The organism is Parafrankia discariae, assembly GCF_000373365.1.
Taxonomy (GTDB): Bacteria; Actinomycetota; Actinomycetes; order Frankiales; family Frankiaceae; genus Parafrankia; species Parafrankia discariae.
Genome location: NZ_KB891230.1, coordinates 88,321 through 113,894 on the forward strand (window position 1 = coordinate 88,321; position 25,574 = coordinate 113,894).

19 protein-coding genes are annotated in these 25,574 nt (G+C 72.5%); 11 read left to right on the plus strand and 8 right to left on the minus strand.

What is annotated here, in order from left to right; all coding sequences use genetic code 11:
- Positions 1-362 precede the first annotated feature (362 nt).
- Positions 363-1,457 carry a sensor histidine kinase gene (locus tag B056_RS0121565; RefSeq protein WP_018503939.1) on the plus strand — a complete coding sequence of 365 codons (1,095 nt, stop codon included), beginning with the start codon at positions 363-365 and terminating at the stop codon, positions 1,455-1,457.
- On the plus strand, positions 1,454-2,131 hold the full coding sequence (locus tag B056_RS0121570) for a response regulator (protein WP_018503940.1): 678 nt from the start codon (positions 1,454-1,456) through the stop codon (positions 2,129-2,131). The genes B056_RS0121565 and B056_RS0121570 overlap by 4 nt, the downstream gene beginning before the upstream one ends.
- Before the next feature lie 59 nt (positions 2,132-2,190).
- Here the strand turns inward: B056_RS0121570 and B056_RS37495 are convergent, their stop codons facing one another.
- A complete protein-coding gene (locus B056_RS37495) occupies positions 2,191-2,760 on the minus strand; it encodes a hypothetical protein (RefSeq protein WP_026239970.1) in 570 nt (189 codons plus the stop codon).
- A gap of 281 nt (positions 2,761-3,041) precedes the next feature.
- Between B056_RS37495 and B056_RS0121580 the strand changes: the two genes are divergently transcribed.
- Together B056_RS0121580 and B056_RS46120 are read left to right on the plus strand one after the other, a co-directional pair.
- Positions 3,042-3,887, plus strand: a complete 846-nt coding sequence (locus tag B056_RS0121580) for a class I SAM-dependent methyltransferase (RefSeq protein WP_018503943.1) — start codon at positions 3,042-3,044, stop codon at positions 3,885-3,887.
- A gap of 71 nt (positions 3,888-3,958) precedes the next feature.
- Positions 3,959-5,248, plus strand: coding sequence for a cold-shock protein (locus tag B056_RS46120; protein WP_407672403.1), 1,290 nt, complete (start codon positions 3,959-3,961; stop codon positions 5,246-5,248).
- 8 nt (positions 5,249-5,256) lie between these two features.
- Here the strand turns inward: B056_RS46120 and hrpB are convergent, their stop codons facing one another.
- Complete coding sequence (hrpB, locus tag B056_RS0121590) at positions 5,257-7,896, minus strand: ATP-dependent helicase HrpB (RefSeq protein WP_018503945.1); 2,640 nt, start codon at positions 7,894-7,896, stop codon at positions 5,257-5,259.
- Positions 7,897-8,368: 472 nt separating this feature from the next.
- On the opposite strand from hrpB, the gene B056_RS0121595 reads away from it, so the two are divergent.
- Entirely contained in the window at positions 8,369-8,713 is a 345-nt protein-coding gene (locus B056_RS0121595; RefSeq protein WP_020572627.1) for a hypothetical protein, read from the plus strand.
- 210 nt (positions 8,714-8,923) lie between these two features.
- Here B056_RS0121595 and B056_RS0121600 read toward each other — a convergent pair whose 3' ends face one another.
- Positions 8,924-10,126, minus strand: a complete 1,203-nt coding sequence (locus B056_RS0121600; protein ID WP_018503947.1) for an amidohydrolase family protein — start codon at positions 10,124-10,126, stop codon at positions 8,924-8,926.
- Positions 10,127-10,578: 452 nt separating this feature from the next.
- Positions 10,579-11,040 carry a PPOX class F420-dependent oxidoreductase gene (locus B056_RS0121605; RefSeq protein ID WP_018503948.1) on the minus strand — a complete coding sequence of 154 codons (462 nt, stop codon included), beginning with the start codon at positions 11,038-11,040 and terminating at the stop codon, positions 10,579-10,581.
- 145 nt (positions 11,041-11,185) lie between these two features.
- Here B056_RS0121605 and B056_RS0121610 point away from each other — a divergent pair, with 145 nt between their 5' ends.
- Entirely contained in the window at positions 11,186-12,697 is a 1,512-nt protein-coding gene (locus B056_RS0121610; RefSeq protein WP_018503949.1) for an FAD-binding oxidoreductase, read from the plus strand.
- Positions 12,698-12,743: 46 nt separating this feature from the next.
- Entirely contained in the window at positions 12,744-16,388 is a 3,645-nt protein-coding gene (locus tag B056_RS0121615) for a BTAD domain-containing putative transcriptional regulator (protein ID WP_018503950.1), read from the plus strand.
- A 650-nt stretch (positions 16,389-17,038) separates the two neighbouring features.
- Here the strand turns inward: B056_RS0121615 and B056_RS0121620 are convergent.
- Positions 17,039-17,470, minus strand: coding sequence for a nuclear transport factor 2 family protein (locus B056_RS0121620; RefSeq protein WP_018503951.1), 432 nt, complete (start codon positions 17,468-17,470; stop codon positions 17,039-17,041).
- Between the two features lie 195 nt (positions 17,471-17,665).
- Here B056_RS0121620 and B056_RS42985 point away from each other — a divergent pair, with 195 nt between their 5' ends.
- On the plus strand, positions 17,666-17,881 hold the full coding sequence (locus tag B056_RS42985) for a hypothetical protein (protein WP_154677162.1): 216 nt from the start codon (positions 17,666-17,668) through the stop codon (positions 17,879-17,881).
- On the opposite strand, the gene B056_RS0121630 is transcribed toward B056_RS42985, so the two are convergent.
- Positions 17,871-18,209: a DUF362 domain-containing protein gene (locus B056_RS0121630; RefSeq protein WP_018503953.1), complete on the minus strand. Its 339-nt coding sequence runs from the start codon at positions 18,207-18,209 to the stop codon at positions 17,871-17,873. The genes B056_RS42985 and B056_RS0121630 overlap by 11 nt on opposite strands.
- 512 nt (positions 18,210-18,721) lie before the next feature.
- On the opposite strand from B056_RS0121630, the gene B056_RS0121635 reads away from it, so the two are divergent.
- On the plus strand, positions 18,722-19,711 hold the full coding sequence (locus B056_RS0121635) for an ATP-binding protein (protein ID WP_018503954.1): 990 nt from the start codon (positions 18,722-18,724) through the stop codon (positions 19,709-19,711).
- Positions 19,712-19,738: 27 nt separating this feature from the next.
- Here the strand turns inward: B056_RS0121635 and bluB are convergent, their stop codons facing one another.
- Together bluB and B056_RS0121645 are read right to left on the minus strand one after the other, a co-directional pair.
- A complete protein-coding gene (gene bluB, locus B056_RS0121640; protein ID WP_018503955.1) occupies positions 19,739-20,437 on the minus strand; it encodes a 5,6-dimethylbenzimidazole synthase in 699 nt (232 codons plus the stop codon).
- Between the two features lie 37 nt (positions 20,438-20,474).
- Entirely contained in the window at positions 20,475-21,623 is a 1,149-nt protein-coding gene (locus B056_RS0121645; RefSeq protein ID WP_026239971.1) for a thiolase family protein, read from the minus strand.
- A 684-nt stretch (positions 21,624-22,307) separates the two neighbouring features.
- On the opposite strand from B056_RS0121645, the gene B056_RS0121650 reads away from it, so the two are divergent.
- Both B056_RS0121650 and B056_RS0121655 read left to right on the plus strand, forming a co-directional pair.
- A complete protein-coding gene (locus B056_RS0121650) occupies positions 22,308-22,868 on the plus strand; it encodes a hypothetical protein (RefSeq protein WP_020572628.1) in 561 nt (186 codons plus the stop codon).
- Positions 22,869-22,954: 86 nt separating this feature from the next.
- A complete protein-coding gene (locus tag B056_RS0121655) occupies positions 22,955-25,564 on the plus strand; it encodes a glycosyltransferase family 2 protein (RefSeq protein WP_018503958.1) in 2,610 nt (869 codons plus the stop codon).
- The last annotated feature ends 10 nt before the right edge of the window (positions 25,565-25,574 follow it).

Consider the following 25,574-nt stretch of genomic DNA (forward strand, 5'->3'; position numbering starts at 1 on the left):
CCGTTCCTGCGCCGCTCCACTGTGCTTGTCGGTGTCCCGGGTCGTCGCCCGCCCACGGAGGGGTTCGGTGCCCCGCCGGAAGGCGGGTCGCACGGCGCGGATTCGGGGTTCCTCTCCGCCTCACGGGGGAGGCCGCATTACGCCTGGAGGCTGGCGACTACTCTTCCGGCCTCGCCTACCGTGAGGCGGTGCCCATTGACGAAACCGCGGCCGGCCGCCGTGAACCGCGCTGAGAAGTGGTGACGAACCGCACGGCGTCGCCCTTCCGGACGCCGCCAGAAAACGCTCCGGGGCGGTTTCGAGGTCCTTTCGCCCGCTGGCCGCGTGCCGCGGACTCCGTCCTCGCCCTCGCGTCCTTCGTCATGACGGTGTTCGTGGTGGACGGCCCCGGCGACACGCTGTTGTTTCGTCCGATCGAGGACGTCCCGATCCTCGTCCTCGTGGTCTGCGCCGTGGTCAACCCAGCGCTGTACTGGCGCCGACGAGCGCCCCTGCTCGTGCTGGGTGTGGCGCTGACCGACTGGGCCGTGCTGCTCGGCAGCGGCACCACCCACCTCGGCTGGCCGACGATCATCAGCCTGTACGCGGCGGGCCGCTACGCCGCTGTGGACTGGCGGGGGCCCGCGGGAGCCGCCGTGGCCACCACACTGGCCAGCGTCGACGGTCTCGACGATCCGGGCCCCTGGTGGCAGGTGCCTGTCTTCGGCAGCCTCGTGATGTTCGGGGCCTGGTATGTCGGACGCCGTCTCCAGCTCCGTCAGGAGCGCGCCGCCCAGTTCCGGCGGGAACAGGCCGCCGAGACCCGCCGGATCGTCACCGACGAGCGGACCCGTATCGCGCGGGAGCTGCACGACGTCGTCGCCCACCGGGTGAGCCTCATGACGGTGCAGGCCAGCGGGGCCAGGGCCGTCGCGGCCGAGGACCTGCCGGCCGCCCTGCGGGCGATGGAAGCGGTGGAGGAGGCGGGGCGTCAGGCGCTTGACGAGCTGCGCCATCTGCTCGGTGTGCTGCGGCCGGAGAGCAGCCTTGACGACCTCGGGCCCCAGCCCAGCCTCGCGGAGCTGCCCCGGCTCATCGAGCAGATCCGCCGGGCGGGCGCGGACGTCACACTGACCACGGACGGACTGCCGGCCGGGCTTCCGGCCCGCCTGGACCTGTTCGCCTACCGCATCATCCAGGAGGCGCTCACCAACGTGCTCAAGCACGCCGGTCCCGGCGCACCCGCCACGGTCAGCCTGGGCACCGAACAGAACGGCCTCGTCATCGAGGTCCGTGACGACGGGCGCGGCGCCGCCGTGCTCGAGCCGGGTGCCGTCCGCGAGGGCCCGGGCGGCCACGGCATCATCGGCATGCGGGAGCGAGCGCTGCTGCTGGGCGGGAGCCTCGACGCGGGACCGTGCGCGGGCGGCGGGTTCCGGGTGGTCGCCCGCCTGCCGATCGGAGGGAGTCCCGCATGAGCATCCGCGTCCTCATCGTCGACGACCAGGCGCTGGTCCGCGGAGGCCTGGCCATGGTCCTGCGGGTACACGGCGACATCGAGGTCGTGGCCGAGGCCGGGACCGGGCTCGAGGCGATCGAGGCGGCGCGACAGCATCGTCCTGATGTGATCCTCATGGACATCCGGATGCCGGCGATGGACGGACTCGAAGCGACCTCGAGAATCCTCGCCGAGGCCGACTGGGACGTGCGGGTGCTCATCCTGACCACGTTCGATCCGGACGAGTACGTCTACCAGGCACTACGCGCCGGCGCCAGCGCCTTCGTGCTCAAGGACATCCCCGCCGACCAGCTCGCCGGCGCCGTCCGCACGGTGGCAGACGGCGGCGCGCTGCTGGCACCGTCGATCACCCGGCGTCTCATCGGGCGGTTCACCGAGCGCCGGGCTGTCGGCTCCGCCCCCTCCCGCCGCGTGGAGCGCCTCACCGACCGGGAGCGTGATGTGGTGGTCGCCGTCGCCCGGGGGTCCAGCAACTCGGAGATCGCCCAGGAACTCTTCATCGGACCCGCGACCGTCAAGTCGCACGTGTCGAGCATCCTCACCAAGCTCGGATTGCGCGACCGTACCCAGGTTGTGGTCTTCGCGTACGAAAGTGGACTGGTCGAAGCCGGCGACCATGACATCGGCCGATGAGTCCGGACCGACGGCAGCTTGCGCAGCTCGAGCTGCCGGTCGTCGGCGGAGCGCCGCGGTCAAAGATGCCGAACATAGCGAAAGCCATTTTTGGCTTTTCCTTCACGCAGCCCCATCACGGCCAACGACTGATTGCGTGGCGACCGTTCGAGCCAGCACGTCAGCCGGTCTGCCTCGGCTTCCGACGGCGGAGCGTGCCTCGCCGTGCCGACGAAGAGCGGGAGCTTGGCCGCGGCCGCGCGGACCTCCTCCTCCGCGTCCAGGCCGAGAAGTCCAGCGCTGTTCCACAACATCGCCAGCGCTACCGGCTCGTCCCGGTAGTCGAGGCTGTTGCGGCTGGCCACGCCGATCGCTACCAGGCCGGCACGGAGCAGCTCCGGGTCAAGCCGCCGGACCGCGAACGTGGCCGCGCGCCGCGCGAAGACCCACAGCGCCTCCCAGCCCACCCGCGGCGTCAGGGCACCAATCAGCTCGGGGAACCGATCAAACGCCTCAACCTCACGCAGCAACGCGGCAATCTCGCCGTCGACGGGATGCGGAGAAAGTAATTTTCCGTAGTCGCCGTAGTCCTTCGGCGTCTCGGTGAGGCATCGAATATTCAGGGGTGGCGGCGCCGAGCCGGTACTCACCTCAGCAGTGTCCCAGACGGCTGGCCGCAACGAGAGAATTCTCGATGTCTGCTGTCACCGTCTCACATCATGCTGACAGACAGGGGCCTCCAGCATGTCAGTCCGGCGTCGGTGACCACGCCCTCGAGGCCAGGGATCTCCCGATATCCCACACCGCCCCGTTCGACCGTGGTCGGCGCCAACTCACCAACGACACCCTGGCGTGGCTGGCCCGCCAAGGCCACTGAGACTCGTTCCGCGCTCGACAGACCGCGGAGCGCGCCTCGCCTATTCTGTGGCTCATGGCGCAGGAGTTCGATGCCGAGGTCCGGCGGATGATGCGGGCGAACGAGGCGAACTGGGACGCCCGCACCCCGGTGCACGTGGCGAGCGCGTTCTACGGCCTCGACGGCAGCAGGAAACCATTCGACTGGTTTGCGCCGTTCGAATGGGAGGACCTCGGCGACCTGGCGGGCCGGGATGTCGTCCATCTGCAGTGTCATCTCGGCACGGAAACCATTGCGTTCGCACGCCGAGGCGCCCGCGCGGTGGGACTGGATTTTTCCGGAGAATCCGTCGCACGGGCGCGGGAGATCGCGTCGCGGGCCGGCGCCGACCTACGGTACGTGCGGTCTGACGTATACGACGCGGGCGTGCTGGGCCAAGGTTGTTTCGATGTCGTCTACACCGGCAAGGGTGCGCTGTGTTATCTACCCAATCTGCCCCGGTGGGCCGCCGAGGTCGCGTGTCTGCTGCGTCCCGGTGGCCGGCTGTATCTGGTGGAGTTTCATCCGCTGTTCAATGCGCTGGGTCCCAAGCCCCCGCCGGGCGTCGGCGAGGAACTGCTGCTGCGCCATGACTACCTGGCGGGTCGGGGCCCGATCGAGCGCGACGCGACCTACACGTACACCGACGGCCCCGCGCTGGGGAGCGCGACGGTCGCCTATGAATGGACGCACGGTCTCGGCGAGGTGATCGACGCGCTGGTCGGGGTGGACCTGACCGTGACCGGGCTGAGGGAGACCGACGCGCTGCCGTGGCCACGGTGGAAACGTATGGTCCGCGGGGAGGACGGCTGGTGGCGGCTGCCGGAGACGGATCCACGTGTGCCGCTGCTGTACGCACTGAAGGCCATCAGGAAGGCATGACAGCGGACTGCGGGTTCATCCCTTCCTGAGGGGAACCGGACCGGGGCCCGCTGCGTCCAAGGGCCATGGCGATGATGATGCTCCGCGGCGCCCGCCTGGTGGCCGCCGTCGTACCCCTGGTTCTCACGGCCGCGGCCTGCGCCGGAGCTGCCACCGACGCGCGGGACAGCATCGTCGGCGGCGGCCCCGTGGGTGACAGCGCTGACACCGCCGCTCTGCGGGTGGACCTGGTCGGTGGCTTCGTGACACCGAAGATGCTGGCCACCCGGCTGCCGACGGTGGCCGTCTACCCCGACGGCCGGGTGCTGGGCGAGGGCCCGCAAGCGGCGATCTATCCCGGGCCGGCGCTGCCCAACCTGCAGCTGCGGCGGATCTCGGCCGCCGACGTACGCGAGCTCGTCGACCGCGCGGTCGCGGCCGGCGTCGGCGCCGAACCGGACTTCGGCCAGCCACCGGTCGCGGACGTCCCCTCGACCCGATTCACCGTCCGAACCGCGGACGGCGTCGAGACGATGCAGGTGGAAGCGCTTTTCGAGGCGGACGGCCACGGGCTGACAGCGCGGCAGCAGTCCGCGCGGCGGGCCGCCCAGGAGTTGTTCACCGCGCTCACCGACCTGCCCGCCGCGCTGGGCTCGGGTGCGGTCAGCGGGGCTGAGCCGTACACCCCGGCCGCGGTGGCCGCGATCGTCGCTCCCTGGGCCGGCGACTGTCCCGCCCCTGCCGACAGCATCGCCCCCGCCGACGGCACCGCTCGCATCGCTCCGACCGACGGCGTCGTTGTGGACGGCCCGTGCGGCGGCGGTCCGGCGGAGGTGGAGCGTGCCTGGCCCGGACCGGCGCTGCCGGGCGAGCCGGTCGGCGGAGGCGTCGATCTGAGCTGCGTGACGGCCAGCGGCGACGACGCGACGAAACTGCTGGCGGCGGCGCGTACGGCGGTGACCAACACGCGGTGGACGTCCAACGGCAGGCATTGGAACGTCGGTTTCCGCCCGCTGCTGCCGGGCGAGTCCGGCTGCGCGGACCTGTGGCCCCCGACCGGTCAGGTCACATCCGGTACCCCGGACGGGAGCGGCGGCACGCCGCAACGACCGGCCCCCCGAAACTCGATCGCCACGCGGGACGGATCAGGTCATCCTTCCGCAATGGCCACCGGAACCGTGAAGTTCTTCGACGCCGAACAGGGCTGGGGAGTGGTCTCCTCCCCCGACCTGCCACCGGGTCTCGACGCTTGGGTTCACTTCAGCTCGATCGAGATGGACGGATACCGCGCGCTGGAGGCCGGCGACCGCGTCGAGTTCGACTACGAACAGGGCGAACAGGACGGCTACAGCTACCGCGTGACCCGCGTCCGCAAGCTCTGACCGGTGCCCTACCTGCGCTGACTCTGGTCGCGGGGCGCCACGCGGCGGGTCGGCGGGGCGGTGGTCGGGTCGTCCGGCCAGGGGTGGCGGGGGTAACGGCCGCGCAGCTCCGAGCGGACCCGCGGGTAGCCCGTCCGCCAGAACGACGCGAGGTCGCTGGTCACCGCCACCGGGCGCCCCGCCGGTGACAGCAGGTGCAGCACCGGCGCGGCGCGGCCGTCGGCGATGACCGGCAGCCGTTCCCAGCCGAACACCTCGGCGATCCTCACGGCCAGCACGGGGCCGACCGCGCCGCTGGTGCCGCTGTAGTCGAGGCGCACTCGGGAGCCGCTCGGCACCGCCACCCGTTCGGGTGCCAGTTCGTCCAGTCGGGCGGCCTGCGGCCAGGGCAGCAGGCGGCGCAGCNCATGGCCGGCGTCGATCCGCTCGAGGTCGGCGCGGCGCCGCACACCGTCGAGGTCCGGGCCGAGCCAGTCGGGGGCGCGGGCCAGCAGGGCGGTGTCGGTGACGTCGGGCCAGGGGGCGCCGAGCACCCGGTGGCAGAACGCGAGCCGGTCCCGCAGGGCGAGCGCGTCGGCGTTCCAGCGCAGCACGGGGAGCCCGGCGTCGCGCAGCCCGTCGAGCACGGCGGCCCGCAGCCGGGACGGGTCGGGCCTGGTCACCGGGCGCTCGGTCAGGGTGATCGCGCCGAGGCGCTCCAGCCCGCGGGCGACGATGTCGCCGCCGGACCAGGCGACCTCGTCCTCGGTGCGCAGCAGCGCCGCGCCCGCCTCCCGCGCGGTGGCCGCGTCCAGGGTGACGGCCAGGCGCACGCGGGCGGACGTCCGGCCGGGCCCGCGGTCGGCGACCGCGACGGCGAGCCAGCGCGCCCCGGTCAGCGCCGAGCCGGCGGCGAGCTCGGCGCCTGTCCCGCCGGCCATCAGGTAGCTCGCCCCACCCGGGTCGCGGGCCCGCGCGAGCCGCTCGGGGAAGGCGAGACCGACCACCAGCCCCGCCGCGAGATCGTCGGTCATCCCATCCGTCCCCCCCGCCGCGGGCGGTCCGGCGGCCCCGGCGGGGGCGGCAGGCCCGGCAGGCCCGGCGGGGGCGGCGTCCACGGCCGAGCGCAGCCGGCGGGACTCCTCCCGCCAGCGGGCGGACGCGGCCCGGTCGACGCCGTCGCGCAGCCGGCGCCACGCGGCGACGAGGTCGTCGGAGGGGCCGCCCACCGGGCCGTCCGCGGAGAGCATCGCCACGACCTCCGCCGCCCGGCGGGCGCCGACGGCCCGGGTGCCGTCCAGCAGTGCCCGCGCGAGCCGCGGATGCGCCCCGACCTGGGCGATCGAACGCCCCCGTGGGGTGACCCGGCCGGTCTCGTCGACGGCGCCGAGGGCCCGCAGCGAGGCCCCGGCCGCCTCCATCGCGCCAGCGGGAGGCTCGCTGGGCAGTGGCAGGCCGGCTCCGCCGGGATTGCCCCAGACCGCCAGCTCCAGCGCGAAGCCGGTCAGGTCGGCGACGGCGATCTCCGGTTCCGGCTGGGCGGGCAGCCGGTCGTGCTCGGCGGCGGACCAGCAGCGGTACACCCGGCCCACCGCCTCCCGGCCGGCCCGGCCCGCGCGCTGCCCGGCGGAGGATTTCGAGACCCGCACCGTGACCAGTGAGCCCAGCCCACGGGCGTGGTCCATCCGCGGGGAGCGGGCCAGGCCGGCGTCGACGACGACCCGCACGCCGGGCACGGTGAGGCTGCTCTCCGCGACCGCGGTCGCCAGGACGACCCGACGGCGCGGGCCGGGCCGCAGCACCGCGTCCTGCGCCCCGCCGGTCTGCCGGCCGTGCAGGGTGAGCACGTCGACCGAATCCCGGTGCCCGGCGAGCCGGCCGACGATCGCGGTGATCTCACCGGCCCCGGGCAGGAAGACGAGGACGTCCCCGGACGTCTCCCGCAGCGCGCGCCCGACGGTCGCCGCGACGTGGTCGAGCAGCTTCGGGTCGACTCGCAGGCCGCGCGCCGGGGTGATCACCCCGGGCGGGGGCGCCCAGACCACCTCGACGTCGAACATCGCGGCGTCCGTCCCGACGACCGGCGCCGGCCGGCCGGGCGCGCCGAGCATCTCGGCCAGCCGCCGGGTGTCGGCTGTCGCGGAGGCGGCGAGCAGGAGCAGGTCGGGGCGCAGCGCCGCCCGGACGTCGAGCAGGAAGGCGAGCGCCAGGTCGGCGTCGAGGTGGCGCTCGTGGCACTCGTCGAGGATCACCGCGTCGGTGCCGGGCAGCTCCGGGTCGCGTTGCAGGCGCCGGACGAGGACTCCCGTCGTGACCACCTCGACCCTGGTGGACGGCCCCACCCGGCGCTCGCCGCGGATCGTGTAGCCGACCGCGCCACCCACCGTGCCACCGCCACCGGCACCGGCGGCGAGGGTGGCCATCCGGCGTGCCGCGGCGCGCACGGCGATCCGCCGCGGCTCGACGACCAGTACCCGGCCGGGGACACGGTCGGCGAGGGCGAGCGGGACGAGCGTCGTCTTGCCGGTGCCAGGCGGGGCCACCAGCACCGCGGCCCCACCGCCGCCGCCCGGTTCACGCTCGCCGCCGCTGGTCAGCGCGGCGGCGAGCGCTGGCAGGGCGGCGCGAACGGGCAGATCCGCCCCGGCGACCGCGAGGTCGGGCAACATGCGCCCAGTGTCCTCGGATCAGGCCGCCCGAGGACGGCACGGCCCCGGGCTGTGGACGACCGGGTGGCGATCGACCGGGCTGTGGACGGGCGAGGCCCGCACGGAGGTGCCACCCGGGGGTTCTGGGGCCATCCAGCATCTTTCGTGGAGCGGGCGGGCCGGTCAGGCTTGGTGGCATCCCCGTCGGGTGACCGACGTCGTTCGCCGCCCCGGGCACCACCCGGAACGACCCCACGGACGTCATCCACCCGGATCCGATTCAGCGGCGAACGACCGAGCCACGCAGTTAAGGGGACCGATGACCGACCTCACGCCGGTTGACCAAGAAACATGGCGCAGCGAGGAGGAACGGCTTTCACCCCGCTACCGGATCGACATGCCGATCCTTCCCTACCAGCGTCGTGCGAGTGAAGGTCCGGACTGTATCGAGGTTTCACGGGATTCACCGCTCGACCTTCGGCAGGCCGCTGAGATGTTCGGCAACGCGGCCAAGCGGGAATGCGGTTACGATTTTCCGCTCGCCCGGGCGTTGAACTTCGGGGAACAGCGGGTGTGGCTGCTCTCCGCCCCCCGGGTGAACGCGGTCAGCTTCGTGGCCGCCGGCGCCGTGGCCTTCAAGCTCATGGACGGGGTGTGGGAGCTGAGGTGGATGTACGTCCACCCGTTCGAGCGGGGGAAACAGGTGATCGACTTCTACTGGCCGAGATTCGTCGCGCTCTACGGCGAGTTCACCGTCCAGCCGCCGGTCACGGCCACCGCCCAGACGGTGCTAAACCGCCTGGGCTGGACGACAGACGGCCCCCGATCCGCGGCCTAGACCAGCCGACGGGCAGCTCGGCCTGCTCAGGCAGCTCGGGCAGCATCCCGTCGCCGCGCCGCCGAGAGTGAGCCGCCCGCCGCCGGCCCGGTCGACGCTCACCGCCCGCTTGGCGAAAACGGCCTGGCCGGCACCGCGGAATGGTCCGTGCGGTGCCGGCCAGGCCGGTTTTTCGGGGCGCGATCCGCGTCCCGCGAAAGGCGGACGAACTCAGACCGTGAGGGGCAGCTTCAGCGCCTCGGCGAGGTTGCCGCCCATCACGCGGGCGATGTCCTCCTTGGGCAGGCCCTCGAGCTCGTGCACGTAGGACACCGGGTCGGACATCCCCTCGGCGTGCGGGTAGTCGGAGCCGAACACGACCCGGTCGACGCCCAGCAGATCGATGAGGCCGCGCGGGCTCTCCTCGTGGAACGGGTGGATCCAGACGTTGCGCTTGAGCACCTTCAGCGGGTCCTCGTCGTACAGCTTCGGGCTGTGCGCGTACGAGGTGCCGATGGCCTCGACGAAGGGGCGCACCCACCCGGAGCCGTTCTCGACGGGCAGGATCCGCAGGCTCGGGAACCGCGTGAGCAGCCCGTGCCCGATCAGCGAGGCGACGGTGTCGAAGATGCCACGGCCCTGCAGGTGCATGATGTCGAGGAACGCCGACGGCGAGGCGAACGGCAGGTGCTCACCGTCCTGCCGGCCCTCCCACATGTTGTAGTAGCGGGTCAGGCCGTCGTCGGAGGAGTGCAGGCCGACGGTGACGTCCGCCTCGACGACCTTCTGCCAGAACGGGTCGAACTCGGGCAGCGCGAACGACCGGAAGCCCTCGTAGCCGGGCACGGGCGCCGGCCGGATGAGGATGATCTTCGCGCCGCGCTCGAGAACCCACTCGAGTTCCTTGATGGCCTCGCTCACGATCGGCAGCGTGATCACCGGCGTGGCGAAGATGCGGTCCTCGTAGTTGAAGCTCCAGTGCTCGTGCATCCACTGGTTCAGCGCGTGGACGACGATGTGCGTGGCCTTCGGGTCCATGCGGAGCCGGTCCTCGAGCAGGCTGGCCAGCGTCGGCCACATGAGCGCGCGGTCGATGTTCAGCTCGTTCATGAGGGCGAGGCGGGGCTCCGGGGCGAAGAACGCCTCCGGGGAGCGGATCGGCTTGCCCATCAGCTCCCGGGTCGACTTCCCGTCCGGGTTGCCGTTCTTGAAGTAGTCCTCCCAGGCACCCGGCCGCGCGACGACGCTGAACGTCGGGTTCGGGATGTACTCGGAGATCACACCCCTGACCGCGATCTTGTCACGCCCGTTGACCTGCACATACTTGATCAGGCCGGCGTATTCCTCGGGGAGGAACTTCGTGAACGCGTCGGGTGTCTCGTACATGTGGTTGTCGGCGTCGAAGACGGGAAAGTCGACTTTGGTCGCGGGCACGTATTCCTCCGTACTGGCTGGCCGAACCACTCCAGCCGAATGCCACGAGACAGCCGCGCGACTACCCCGACACGGCATGGGGCCGGGACGCGCGACTACCCCCTTACGTCATCACTGACCTGAGGGGAAATTACCACTTATTGATATCGACGTCAATATTGCCTGGATGGCGACCCGAAGACGATCGGCATCTCAGCGGGCAGCCGGAACGTGACCGCCCGTGGGCAGCCGGGAACGACGACGCGCCGGTGGCACGGGCCGTGGTCGGCCGGGGACCGGGCCGGAGCGTTCCAAGAGCGCGCGGCCAGCGGGGCCGGGCGAGAAGTCCCAGCGGCGGGAATCGCCGGGACGCGCGGTCGTGGTCGGGTTCCGCTCGGGCCCGACGGACCATTCGACGGATCACAGGAACCAGAGGTACCCGAAGGGCTCGCGGGGCTCGACTGGTCGGCGCCCTAGAGCAGGTGGGCCGGGAAACCGCCGCGGCTGATCGGGCTCCAGCCGTCGACGCGCAGCCGCAGCAGCACCTTGCCCTGGCGGACCATCGCCTGGCGGTACTCGTCCCAGTCGGGATGCTCGCCGCTGATGCAGCGGTAGTAGTCGACGAGTTCCTCGACGGCCGCCGGCTGGTCGACAACCGTGATCGTGCCGTCCACCTGCGCCCACTCCCCGTTGAACTCGTCGGACAGCACGAGCACGGAGGCCCGCTGGTCGCGGCGGGCGTTGCGGGTCTTGGCCCGCTCCGGGTAGGTGGCGACCACGATGTCCCCGGAGCCGGACACGCCCATGGTCACCGGCGACGCCTGCGGTCGGCCGCCCCGGCGGGTGGTCATGAGGATGCCGTGGTGACGGGGACGGACGAAGTCCAGCAGGGCGGCACGGTCGACGACGACATCTCGCGCGGCGGTCGGGCTCACCGGCCCATCGTAGGCCCGGGGATCGGGGCCAAGCGGGAAGGAGGCGGGGCGCAAGCGGGTGGCAGGGAACCACAAGTGAGGTCCAAGTGGCGGATCGCACGCTCATCCCGTCCCGTTCGACACCGCTCGACCAGACGGAGCCGTCATGTCCTTCACGCCCGATGCCCCGGCCACGCTCGACGCCCCGACCACTCCTGACTCCGCGGCCACTCCTGACGCCGCGACCACGCCCGACGCCGCGGCCCTGCGGCTGCCGCTGGCCGACCTGGCCGGCAAGATCAGCGGCGAGGTGCTGCTGCCCGGAACCGCCGCCTACGCCGCGGCCGCCACCCCGTGGAACGTCGCCGTCGCCGTCACCCCGGTGGCCGTCGTCGCGGTCGCCGACGCGGCCGACGTCGTCACCGCCGTGCGCTTCGCCGACACCCACGACCTGGACGTCACCGTGCAGGCCACCGGCCACGGCGCCCTCGCCCACACCCGGCCGAGCCTGCTCGTCCACACCGGTCGCCTCGACGAGGTCACCATCGACCCGGCCGCCCGCCGGGCCCGCGTCGGCGCCGGGGTGCGCTGGCAGCGGGTGCTCGACGCCGCCGCCGAGCACGGCCTCGGCGCGCTCGCCGGCTCCGCGCCGCACGTGGGCGTCGTCGGCTACCTGACCGGCGGCGGCCTGTCGCCGGTCTCGCGGACCTACGGCTACGGCAGCGATCTCGTCACCGCCTTCGACGTCGTCACCGGCGACGGCGAGCTGCGCCGGGCCACCGCCACCGAGAACGCGGGGCTGTTCTGGGCGCTGCGCGGCGGCAAGGGCGCGCTCGGCGTGGTCACCGCCGTCGAGTTCGAGCTGCTGGACCTCGACCACGTCTACGGCGGCTGCCTCTACTTCGACGGCGCGGACGCCGACCGGGTCCTGTCGGCGTGGAAGACGTGGTCGGCGACGCTGCCGGAGCAGGCGTCGACGTCCATCGCGATCCTGCGGCTGCCGGCGATGCCGGCGGTGCCCCCGCCGCTGGCGGACCGATGCACCGTCGCGGTCCGCTTCGCCTGGGTCGGCGACCCGGCCGACGGCGAGCGGGTGATCGACCCGATCCGCGGCCTCGCGCCGGCGATCTTCGGCGGGCTCGGTGTCCTGCCGTTCACCGCGCTCGGGATGATCCACGCCGACCCGGTCGACCCGATGCCCGTCCACGAGCGGTCGCTGCTGCTGCGGGAGCTGCCGGACAGCGCGGTACGCGCCCTGCTCGCCCTGACCGGGCCCGCCGCCGACTGCCCGCAGGTGATCGTCGAACTGCGGCTGCTCGGTGGCGCGCTGGCCCGCGAGCCGCGCGAGTCGAGCGCCGTCTGCCACCGGGAGGCGACCTACTCCCTGCTGACCATCGGCATCGCCGCCCCGCCGATCGTCGAGGCCACCGCCGGGCACGCCGCCGCGGTGCTGGAGGCGCTGCGGCCGTGGTCCGGTGGTATCTCGGGGCCGAACTTCGGCACGACCACGGACCCGGCGATCGTCGCGCTCAAGTACGACATGGCCGCGCTCACCCGTCTCGCCACACTCACCGCCAGCTACGACCCGAACGCACGGATGGCCGCCTCGCACCCGGTGCGGGCCGCCGCCGGTCTGATGCAGTCGCAGTCACCGTCGCGGTCGCGGGTGCGGTTCTGATCCCGCGTCCCGCGAGACGGTGCCGTAAAGACGGCATCATGAGGGCGTGCCGTACTACCGCCTGTTCGGGTCGATCGAGGTCGTCCGGGACGGCCGGCCGATCCAGCTCGGCGGCCCCAAACAGCGGGCGGTGCTGGCCGCCCTGCTCCTCGACGCCGGCCGGGTCGTCTCCGTCGACCGCCTGGCCGGCGCCGTGTGGGGCGACGAGCATCCGCCGAGCATGCTCTCCAGCCTGCACGCGCACATCTCCAACCTGCGGCGGCTGCTGCGCGACGACGAGCGGGCCACCTCGCCGATCGTCCGTCGCACCCCGGGCTATCTGGCGGACGTCCCCCCGGACGACCTGGACCTGCGGCTGTTCGAGCGGGAGTGCGACCGGGCGCAGACCGCCGCCGACGCCGCGGACTGGCCGGGCGCGGTCGCGGCCGCCGACCGGGCGGCGGCGCTGCGCCAGGGCCCGCTGCTCGCCGAGTTCGGCGACGAACCGTGGGTACGCGGCGTGGCGAACGCGGTCGACGAGCGGTGGGCGCAGTGCGAGCGGAGCGCGGTCGTCGGCCTGCTCGGCTCCGGGCGGATCACCGCCGCGGTGCTGCGCTCCCGGCAGCTGGTGCACGACGCCCCGCTCGCGGAACGCGCCTGCCACCTGCACATGATCGCTCTCTACCGGGCCGGGCGCGCGGCCGAGGCGCTCGACGCCTTCCGCGACCACGCCCGGCGGCTGGCCGACGAGCTCGGTCTGGAGGCCAGCCCGGCGCTGCGCGACCTGCAGGGCGCCATCCTGCGCCAGGACCCGGCGCTGGAGTCCTGGCCGGCCTCCCCCCGCACCACCGGCCGAGCCACTCCCACCGGCTCGACGGCTCCCACCGATCCGGCCGACGCTTCCACTCGTCCGGCCAACGCCTCCACCGGCCCAGCCACCAGTGCCGCCGCGGCCCACGCCGCCGATCCGATCACCGCCAACCCGATCACCGCCGGCGCGGCCCGCCCCGCCGCCCCGACCACCATGGCCGGCGGCAGGACGTCCGAAGGCGAGGGAACGCCGGAAGTCCGGTACGGGGAGCTCGTCGGCCGGGTGCGCGAGATCGCCGTGCTCGACTCGGTGCTGTCCGAGGCGATGGCCGGCCCCGTCCGCTGGGTGGTTCTCACCGGCCCCGCGGGCATCGGCAAGAGCCGGCTCGCCGAGGAGGCCGCCGCCGGCTGGCACCGGGCCGGTGGGGCGGTCTCACGGACGGGGTGCCCTGACGACGACGCCGTCCCGCCCTGGTGGCCGGTGCGTCAACTGCTGCGTGACCTCGGCGCCGACCCCGACGACCTGCTGACCCCGCCGAGCGGCGCCGACGCGGACGCGGCCCGCTTCGTCGTCTACGGCCGGGTGCTCGACGCACTCACCGAGGCCGCGCGGTCCCGCCCGCTACTGGTGGTGGCCGAGGACGTCCACTGGGCGGACACCGCGAGCCTGCGGCTGCTCACCCACCTCGCCGACGCCGGGGCGTGCCCCGGGCTGGCCCTCGTCGTCACCGCCCGGGATGTCACCGGCCGCCCCGAGCTGGACCGGCTGCTCGCCGCCGCGGCCCGCCGGCACGGATCACGGCGGCTGGCCGTCCCACCGCTGACCGAGGGCGAGGTGTCGGAGCTGGTCAACCGGATCAGCGGTCAGGCCATCGACGCCGCCGAGGCCGCCGAGCTGGCCGACCGGACCAGTGGGAACCCGTTCTTCGTCTGCGAGTACGCCCGGCTGCCCGCCGAGGACCGCGCCGGCGGAAAGGTACCCGTCGCCGTGCGCTCGGTGCTCGGGCAGCGGCTCGCCGTCCTCGACCCGGCGGTGTTGCAGGTGCTGCGGGCCGCCGCCGTCATCGGTGACGTCCTGGACATCGACCTGCTCGGCAAGGTGACCCGGCTCGACCGCGACGAGCTCGCCGACCTGCTGGACGAGGCCTCCGACGAGCACGTGATCATCCAGGCCGCCGGCACCGGGCGGTACATGTTCGCGCACGCGCTGCTGCGCGACGAGGTCGTCGCCGGGATCTCCAGCCTGCGCCGCCAGCGGCTGCACCTGCGGGTCGCCGAGGCCATCGGCCCAGTGGACGGCGGCCCGGTCAACGGCGGCCCCGGCAGTGGCGGCCCCGCCGGGGGCGGCCCCGGCGGGGGCGAGGCGCTCTCCCGCCGGGCCGCGCATCTCGCCGCCGCCTGGCCGCTGGCCGAGTCCGCCGACGTGTTCGACGCCTGCCGCGCCGCCGCCCTCGACGCGGAGCGCCGCTGGCAGTCGGAAGCCGCCGCGCACTGGTGGGGCCAGGCCCTGGACGTCCTCGACCGGAGCGCCGGCGATCTCGACATCGACCGGGACGAGGTGCTCGTCGCGCGGGTCAGCGCGCTCGCCCGCGCCGGGCGCGGCCAGACGGTGCTCGACGTCGTCGACGCCGGACTGCTCGACGCGGTACGCCGCGGGCGGCTCGACTCGGCCGGCCGGCTCGCCGCCACCCTGCTGCGGACCAGCGGATCCTGGCCCTGGGCCGTCTACGGCGACGACCCGGCCCCGCTGTTGGCGCGCCTCGCCGGTCTGGAGACCCTCGTCGCCGCCGACCCCGCCGCGCATGTGCGGGTACTGGCCGCGCTCGCCGTCGGCAGCGCCTACGACCCGGACGGCTCGGTTCCCGACCTGCTCAGTCATCGGGCGATCGAGCTGGCCGAACGCATCGGTGACGACGAGGCGCTGGCCGACGCGCTGCTCGCCCGGGCGGTGGCGTTCTCCGGGATCGCCGAACGGGCCGTGGAGTCCGTCGAGCTGCTCAGCCGGCTGGCCGCCGTCCCGCACGCCAGCGCGCAGATCGACGAGGTGATCGCACACGGGCTGCTCTACCTGGCGAAGACGGCGCTGGGCGATCCGGGGTCCGCCGAGCACGTCCGGCTCGGCGCGCTCGGCAGCGACCTGCTGCGACTGCCGGCCAGCCGGGTGCAGTTCCGCTGGGCGCAGGGCTCACTGGCGCTGTGGCGGGACGACGACCTGGCCACGGCGGCGGAGATCTACCACCACGCCTTCGCCCTGCACCGGGAGACCGAGCTCTACGAGAGCGGCGCGTACCACCTCGCGCTGCTCGCGCTGTCCTGGGAGCAGGGCCGGCTGGACGAGCCGGACGAGCCGGACGAGCCGGACGAGCCGGTGCCGAGCAGCCCGTTCGTCCCGTGGGCGCCGGCGCTGACCGCGGTCGCCCGCCGCGACCCCGGCGCCGACAAGCTGCTGGCCGCGGAGATCGCGCAGGTCGAGCCGATCACCTGGACCACCCACGCGCGGCTGACGATGCTCGCCCACGCGGCCGCCGACCTCGGCCTGCGCTCGCAGGTCGCCACGTTGACCGCACGGCTGACGCCGGTCGCGCACTGCGTCGCGAACATCGGCCAGTGCGGCTACGTCGGCACGGTCGCGCTGGCCCTCGCCCGACTGGCCGCTCTGGACGACGACCTCCCAGGCGCGCGGGAACACCTTCGCACCGCGGTGGACGTCGCCACCCGCGCGCGGGGCGTCGGTGCGCTGCTGCGCTGCCGTCTGTTCGCCGCGGAGCTCGCCACGCTCGCCGGCGATCCGGTGGACCTCGACGACCTGCGCGACGTCGCCGACCGCGCCGCCCGCCGGGGCATGATCGGCGTAGCTCGCGAGGCCCGCGCCCTCCTCACCCGCCACACCAACCCGACCTGACCCGACCTCGACCCAACCTGGCCGGGCCGGGCCGGGGCGGGGCAGGCCGGGGCAGGCCGGGGCGGCAGCCCGCCGGCACCGAGCGGAAACGAGTTGTGTCAGCAGCGCATGGACCGGCTGAGGCAACACGCATTGGCGGCCCTCCCACCTGGTGCGCCTCGGGCACGGTGATCCCGAGCGGGCACGGCTCGCTCCGTTCAGGTGCCCGTCCAGCTCTGGCCCGCTCGCCGTTTGGTTTCTTTCTCGCCGTTTTAGAGGTCGATCTGGGCGTATTTCTTCCCGAAAGGGCAAGAAGGAAACGAAACGGCGAGCAGGCCACCCGAAGCTTCGGGCTTTTTATCCGATGAATGGCGATCCGCTCCGCCCGCCGAGATCGAAGATCCCCGCGGCCACAGAGGTCGAGAGTCATCGCGACCACCGCCCGAAGATCACCCCGGGCCAATGATAACCCCGGGCCGAGGAGCGGCCCGAGACGTTGCGCGACCGGGGCTGGTCCGAGGCGGCTCAGCGGCCGGCGCCGCAGGCGCCCTTCTCTCTATATCCCCGACCCCGCCATATCCCCGACCCCGCCGTGTTCCCGGCCCCACTATATTCCCGGCCTCGCCTACGGCAATACCAGGAACCGCATTCACGGGCGTCTCGATTTCCCGTCAGGTGGTGGTGGATCCGGTCAGTTCGACGCGGAGGCGGGTCAGGGTCGAGGAGGAGATCCGCCAGGCGTCGTCGATCTTCACATAGGTCTCGTGGTAATGACCGAACCCGGTTACCGCGGTGCCGTTCGCGAACCAGATCCGGTCCTCCATGGCCCAGATTCCGGTGGCCTCCGACGGCGAGGTCAGCGTGATCTCCGGGGTGTGACCGTGGTGGACGGTGACCGCCTCCGCGAGGTGGGAGCTGACGAATCCGACGAACGCGTCGGCACCGGCGACCACACCGCCACCCGACCCGGTGGTGTCGACCACCAGGTCGTCGGTGAACAGGCCGCGCAGGCCGGCCCAGTCCTTCGTGTCGAGCAGACGGAAGTAGCGGGCCTTCAGCTGCTTGATGGCCTCGACGTCCCTGTTCACCGCGAAGTCGTCCACCGACGTTCCTCCACTTCCCCGCGCCTCCCCGACCCGCCGCCGGTCGAGTGCGCGGTGTGCGGCTCGTCCGTGGCCTCGTCAGCCAGTGCGTTCGGGATGGCCAGCGTAACCGCGCCCTCCGTGACGGTGGAGTCGAAGAAATCCCCGCCGGGCGCGTGCGGCCCGGCTCGGGGGTCGCGGAGCAGGTCTCGGCCCTTGGCCCGGGCGCCCGTCGTCGAGAAGCGGAGCAGCCGGCGTCCGATGTCCGGCGTCCGCGACGTGGTGGACGTTCGGGACGCGGAGCGGCCGGCGCTCGGCGTCCGCGACGTGGTGGACGTTCGGGACGCGGAGCGGCCGGCGCTCGGCGTCCGCGACGTGGTGGACGTTCGGGAGATGGGGCAGCCCGGGCTCGCCGATACGCCTACTTCTTGAACGCGGCGACGAATTCCGAGTCGGCGTTGATCTTACCGACACCGGCCGCGCCGCCCGGCTCGCCGAGCGCCTCCTCCCGGCCGGGCAGGACCTCGGAGAAGAAGAGCTCCTCGCTCTTGATGAATTCCTGTTCCTCGTCCGGGACCATCTCGTCGATCATCGCCGCCCCGACCGGGCAGGCGACCGCGCACGCCCCGCACTCGGTGCATTCGTCGGGGTTGATGTACATCTTGCGGTTTCCCTCGTAGATGCAGTCGGCCGGGCATCCGCCACCCAGGCACGCGCCGTCCTTGACATCGATGCACGCGGAGGTGATCACGAATGGCATGATGATATCCTCTCCAATCAGCCGAACAGGACGGCGGCCGCCGACCGCGGTACACCCGCGTCGACGGCCCGCTTTTCTCGGCCGCGCGCCGACCGGAGTAGGCCGAATTCCGGCGAACCCGCATAGATTATTGGCGGGCGCATGTCACAGCGACGCTTCGCCCGGTAAACGACAGGTAACGAAGAAATCTTTCCGTTTACCGAAAAAGAAATCGAACAGGTGCGAGGCGCCGAAAGATCGCGGGATATTCCCGAGGATGACTCTTTCTTCCGCGGTATCCCGCACCCGGCGGGCCAGCCCGCCCCCCACCCCACCCCGGGCGGCCCGTCCCGCCGGGGCGGCCACACCCGACGGGCACCCGCCGCGCGGCCGCCGCGCCCCCGCCGCGCGGCCGCCCTCGGACCGGCGCGACCCGGCGACCCGGCGACCCACCTCCAGACTATCGAAAACGATAACGGTTATGATGCCGCTCTGATCGCGGCAACGCCGCCACGACCTCGGAGACAGCCACCATGAAGATCGCCTTCGTCGGCAAGGGCGGGAGCGGGAAGACGACGCTCTCCGCCCTGCTGTGCCGTCACCTCGCCGCCCTCGGCCATCCTGTCCTCGCCATCGACGCCGACATCAACCAGCACCTGGGTGCGGCTCTCGGCGGAGCGGACGGCACCGGGGCCACGGCACCGCCGATGGGTGAGCACCTCGACGTGATCAAGGACTACCTGCGCGGCAGCAACCCGCGCATCCCGTCGGCCGTGCTGATGGTCAAGACGACACCGCCCGGCCCCGGGTCGCGGCTGCTGCGAACGGATGACGCCAACCCGCTGTGGGCGCGTTTCGGTGTGGACGTCGGCGGTGTCCGGCTGCTCGCGACCGGCGCGTTCACCGAGGACGATCTCGGCGTCGCCTGCTTCCACTCGAAGCTCGGCGCGGTCGAGCTGCTGCTGAACCATCTGGTGGACGGCGCCGGCGACTACGTCGTCGTCGACATGACGGCGGGGGCCGACGCGTTCGCGTCCGGACTGTTCACCCGCTTCGACCACACCTTCCTGGTCTGCGAGCCGACGCGGAAGGCGATCGCCGTCCACGACCAGTACCGGGAGTACGCGGCACAGTACGAGATCACCGTGTCGGCCGTGGGCAACAAGATCTCCGACGACTCCGATGTCGCGTTCCTGCGTGAGCACCTCGGCGCGGACCTGCGTGCCTGCTTCCGGCACTGTCCGCCCGTCCGCGCGCTGGAGCAGGGCCGGCCGTTCCACCTCGACGACCTCGACCCGGCGACGAGGTCCGCCCTGGCCACATTGCAGGACCTGGTCGACGGCACCGTGCGCGATCCCGGACGATTCGTGGCCCAGATGCACGAGATCCACCGCCGTAACGCCCGTGCCTGGGCGAACCGGGCGGCCGGCGTCGACCTGACCACGCAGATCGACCCCGCCTACCGTCCCCCGTACCCGCCGGTTCCCGGGCCCAGCACGGCCCCGGCCGAGATCACCGGCTAGTCCCGCCGGCCGGCCCGCCCACTGGCCCTACCCGCCCGGAGCGGTCTGGTGGGTGGGTGGGTCCGGAACGAGGGCGGAGACGGGGGAGGGGACGGACGTCCACCGTTCGTGGTGGACGGCGGCTTCGAGGGGACGGCGCTGGGCCCAGCCGTGGCGTTCGAGGTCGGGGGTGGACTCGAGGTGGCTCACCGGTCCGAGACACAGCCAGGCCACCGGGCGCAGGCCCGCCGGCAGGCCGAGCAGCTCGCGGACGAAATCCTCCCGGTAGAAGGACACCCAGCCGACGCCGAGCCCCTCGGCCGTCGCCGCCAGCCACAGGTTCTCGATCGCCAGGCACACCGAGTACAGGCCGGCGTCGGCGATGGCGTGCCGGCCGAGGACGGCCGGTGCGCCGCGGGCCGCGTCATAGGTGACGGCCAGCGAGAGCGTCGACTCCAGCACGCCGTCGATCTTGATCGCCGCGAAACGCTCGGCCCGCTCACCGCTGAGCGTGGCGGCGAACACCTGCCGTTCGTGCTGGACGTGGGCGTGCAGCGCCGCCTTCGTCGCGGCGCCCGTCACGACGATGAAGTCCCACGGCTGGCTGAGGCCGACGCTGGGCGCCGCGTGCGCGGCGGCCAGCACCCGGCGCAGCACGTCGGGCCCGAGCGGCTCCCCGGTGAACTGCCCGCGGACGTCCCGTCGCCGCCGGATGGTCTGGTAGAGCGCCTCGGCGACGGGATTCACTCCGGTGGATCGAGGCCGGGGATCCGGGAGCGGCTGGTCAGTCAGCGACGAGTTCCACGATCGCGGCGTTGGCGGTGCCGCCGCCCTCGCACATGGTCTGCAGCCCGTACCGGATGCCGTTGTCGCGCATGTGGTGGGCGAGGCGGGTCATCAGGATCGCGCCCGAGGCGCCGAGGGGATGCCCGACCGCGATGGCGCCGCCCAGCGGGTTGAGGACCTTCGGGTCGGCGCCGGTGTCCGCCAGCCAGGCCAGCGGGACGGAGGCGAAGGCCTCGTTGACCTCGAACGCGCCGATGTCACCGATGGAGAGCCCGGCCCGGGCGAGGACCTTCTCCGTGGCGGGGATCGGCCCGCTCAGGATGAGCAGCGGGTCGGAGCCGACTACCGCGCCGCTGTGGTAGCGCACGATCGGCCGCAGGCCCAGCTCGCGCGCCTTCTCGGGGGTGGTCACGAGCAGCGCGGCGGCGCCGTCGGAGATCTGCGAGGAGCTCCCGGCGTGCAGTAGACCGTCCTCGCCGGTGATGGGCTTGAGCCCGGCGAGCTTCTCCGGTGTCGTGCCGCGCCGCAGGCCCTCGTCGACGGTGAACGGGCCGGACTCGGTCGGGACGGCGACGATCTGCTGCTCGAAGGCACCGGCGTCGACCGCGGCGGCGGCGCGCTCGTGGCTCAGCGAGGAGAACTCGTCCAGCTGCCGGCGGGAGAAGCCCCAGCGGCGCGCGATCCGCTCGGCGCCGACGATCTGGTTGAAGTCGGAGCCGTCGTAGCGTGCCTTGGCGCTCGGCCCGTAGGGCTCGCCCATCTGCCGGGTGGCGCCCATCGGGATGCGGCTCATCGACTCGACACCGCCGGCCACGACGAGATCCTGCTGGCCGGACATGACGGCGAACGCGGCGTGGTCGAGCGCCTGCTGGCTCGATCCGCACGCCCGGTTCACGGTGACCGCGGGGACGCTCTCGGGCCAGCCGGCGGCGAGGACGGTGTACCGGCCGACGTTGCTCGACTGGTCACCGAGCTGGGTCACGCAGCCCCACTGGACATCGTCGACGAGCGCGGGGTCGATCCCGGTCCGGTTGACGAGCTCGTTGAGCACCAGCGCGCCCAGCTCCACCGGGTGCACGCCCGCCAGGGAGCCGTTGCGCTTCCCGATCGGCGTGCGCACCGCCTCCACGATCACTGCTTCTCGCACGGCAGTCCCTCTTCTCTCGTCCCTGCGCCCAACGGTGCCACAGTTCGTGCCTTGACGTCCCTGCCGCCCGACGCGTTCCGGGGACCACCGTGACGAGTGGCACAAGAGCAGACGCCGGGGCTCCGCTGTGCGCGTCGGCTGTGCGCGTCGGTGGCGGCAGCGGCGGCGGGCAGGTGGTCACCCCCGCATGGGCACCCTCGTTGGTGTCGAGATTCACCGGGAGCCGCGCGTTGATCCCGCGCGATGTGCGGCAGGGGTGCCATGGTCACGCACAGACGCCGTCACACTCCAGGCGGCCCAGGTGATACGCGCGCCGACAACACCGGCCGGATAATTGACGCTCCGGCGTGAGTGGGAAGTGTGGCCGATGGGCGACCGTCCGCCACCTTCGGGCCTTCGTAGCAGCGAAAACTCGCCCGCCCGACACTCACGTCACTGTAATGAGGTGCTGACGCGCACGGCACGGCGAACCGTTACGTGAGAGGCACGTAATCATGGCCCGTAAAGCACCGCGAGCCAGGGCCCTCAGCGACGGTATGTACGATGACGGCCGATTGGCGGCAAGCACTTCGTGTTCCTCGAGGGCGGGATACATCAATGGAGGCGGATTCACCGGCAAGGCCGCGGCCGAGCGGGGCAGAGGCGAGAACTCTCCGCTTCCGACTCGTCACCGTAACCGGACCGGTGTGCTCACTCGCCGGTGTGATCGCCGCCCTCGCGTCGTTCCGCCCCTGGACGCACGCGACCCTCTCAGACCGGGGCGCCGATCTTCTCGTCGTGAACCAGACGGGTTGGGGGCTCGCGCCGGCGGGGCAGCTCGTCTTCGCGCTGGGGGTGGCCGTCGCGCTGCTCCTCCTGATCCCACCGGCCGAGGAGAACACCTGGCTGCGCCGCCTGATCCCGGTCGCCGGACTGGTGATGGTCATCATTCCGCTCACCGCGCTGCAGACCGCTGAACCGGTGGCCCGCAAGCTCGAACGGCTCCGAATCGGAACCTTCCAGACCGTGAATCCGACGGCGACCCACGGAACCGCGTTCGGTCTCTGGGTGATTCTGGCGGCCGGAGTCGTCATCCTGGCCGCCGGTGGCGCCCGGCTGGTGTTAGAGCGCGGCACCCGACCCGGCGGCGACATGTCCCGGCCCGTGGGAGAGGCTTCACCCGCGGGCGACCACACCTCCGACCGTGATCTGAGCACGGAACGTGAGGGCGACCCCGACCGCAGCCCCGACCGCGACACATCCTGACCTGACCGCGGAGTCCCGCGCCGAATTCCACAGGTTCACCCAGGATCCGTTCGGCACCATCTCCGCGACGACCGTTTGGGACAGCAGTGGCATACGACTACGCGACCTTCTCGACGCTCGCCGGGCCGTTGACGCGTCCGGCCGAGGGTGCTGTGCACCACGTCGAGTACCGGCGCCTTATGGCGGGTCGTGTCCTCTGGCAGGTCATGCCGCTGCTCATCGCGACACTGGGCCTGTCGTCATTGTTCTTCGTCTGGCTTCTCCAGCCGGACCACTATCCGAACACGAAATACCTCCCGACGTCCGTGGCGATCGGGAACCACATCATGTTCTGGCTGATCGTGGTCACCGAGGGTATTCGGCTGCTGAGCTCCATCATCCTGTGCTGGTCCTCGATGATCATGCGCGACCCGGTGCCGGTGCTGCCGCCGCCGGGGCTGCGGGTGGCGTTCACCACGACGATCGTGCCGTCCAAGGAACCGGTCGACATCGTCCGGGACACCCTGATCGCCGCCCGCAACATCCAGTACAGCGAGCAGATCGACGTCTGGCTGCTCGACGAGGGCAACGACCCGGCCGTGAAGGCGATGTGCCGGGAGACCGGTGTGCACCACTTCTCCCGCAAGGGCGTGGACAAGTGGAACACGCAGAAAGGACGGTTCCGGGCCAAGACCAAGCACGGCAACCACAACTCGTGGCTTGACGCGCACGGCCACAAGTACGACGTCGTGCTCTCCGTCGACCCGGACCACATCCCGCTGCCGAACTTCGCCGACCGGATGCTCGGGTACTTCCGCGACCCTAACGTCGCCTTCGTGGTCGGCCCGCAGGTCTACGGGAACTTCCGGCACTACCTGACCCGGGGCGCCGAGGCCCAGAACTACATGTTCCACTCGGTGATCCAGCGGGCCGCGAACCGTTTCGCGGCCGGCATGTTCGTCGGCACCAACCACGCCTACCGGGTGGCCACCTGGGAGCAGATCGGCGGATTCCAGGACTCCATCACCGAGGACCTGGCGACGTCCTTCGCCGTGCACGGCGCCCGCAACAAGGTCACCGGCCACCGCTGGACGTCCGTCTACACCCCGGACGTGGTCGCCGTCGGCGAGGGCCCGGCGAACTGGACGGACTTCTTCAGCCAGCAGCTGCGGTGGGCCCGGGGCGCCAACGAGGTGATGGTCACCGAGGCGCCGCGGCGGCTCAAGGCGCTGAGCTGGGGCCCGCGCCTGCACTACCTGACGCTGATGGTGCACTACCCCACCGTCGCGATCACCTGGATCATCGGCAACCTGCTCACCGTGCTGTACATGGCGCTCGGCTCGACCGGCGTCGTCGTGCACGTCTCGGCCTGGCTGGCGCTCTACGTCGACGTGTTCGTGGCCCGGATGCTGCTCTACTTCTGGCTGCGGCGGTTCAACATCAGCCCGCACGAGGAGAAGGGCAGCGCGGGCATGAGCGGGATCTTCGTGTCCGTGCTGTGCACGCCGTTCTACTCGACGGCGCTCGTCGGCGCGCTGACCCGCCGCAAGCTCGGCTTCGTCGTCACCCCCAAGGGGAACGCGGCCAGCCCGGACCGCCTGGTGACCTTCCGCAAGCACCTGTTCTGGGCGGCGGTTTCCGGCGGGTCCGTGGCCGGCGCCGCCGTCTTCGGTCATCTGTACCCGGCGAACATGGTCTGGGCCTCACTGTCGATCATCACCTGCCTGATTCCCATCGGGTTGTGGCTGATCGAGCCGATCCTGGCCCCGCGGCGGGCGGTGGCTCCCAATCCGCTGCCGGCCGCCCACATCCCGCCGCAACGCACCGGCGACCGCGGGCCCGTCGACCCGGCCACGATCGAGACGTCCACCCTCGACCCGAGCGCGGCGGACACGACCGTCATGGGGGCGATCGGCGGCGGTGCCGGTGGGAGAGGGCCCGGCGGAACGGGATCCGGTGGGAAGGGCTTCGGGACCAGGCCGGCCGACGTCGACCCGGCGACCGTCGGCACGCCGCTCCCGGAGGCGCCCGGCACCGAGCGGACGGTTCCCCCCGTCCCCCCGCCGGCGCCGCCGCTCACCCAGCCGCACCCGATCCGACCGGCGCGCCCGAACCAGCCCCGGCCCGCCCAGCCGCGCCGGGCGCAGCCGGGACGTCCCGCCGCGCCCGGACGGCGGCGGTCCAGGCCGGCGCACTCCCCGGAGCACGCGGGCACCGGTCGGGCGGAGTGGGAACGCGACGATCCGACGCTGACCGGCCTCGAGTCCGTCGGTGCCCGCGGCGCCGCGGGGGACCCCGGGGATGCCGAGCAGCCACCGGCCCCGGACCGGTTCAGCGACGACACCGTGCGCACGGCGAAGCCGAGGATCGCGGCCATCGTCGCCGCCGCCGACGCGAACAGCCCCGGCGCCGGTGCCGGCACGGGCGCGCCTGAGGACACGGTCCGAACCTCCCGGCCGGTCGTCGGCGCCGTTCTGGCCGCAGCCGGGCTGCGGCGCGACTCGGCGAACCCCGACGATGTCGATCAGGACACCATCGTGACTCTCCGTTCCCGGCAGGGGTCGCCGGAGGAGGTCCTCGCCGCCCGGCGGGCCGCGCTCGCCCGGGAGGGCCGCTCCCCCGCCGGTGTTCCGCACTACACCGAGGACGTCACGATGACCCTGCATCCCCGCCGCCGGCGGGTGTCACTCGACGGCCTGTTGGAAGAGATCGGCTGATGGCCATGAC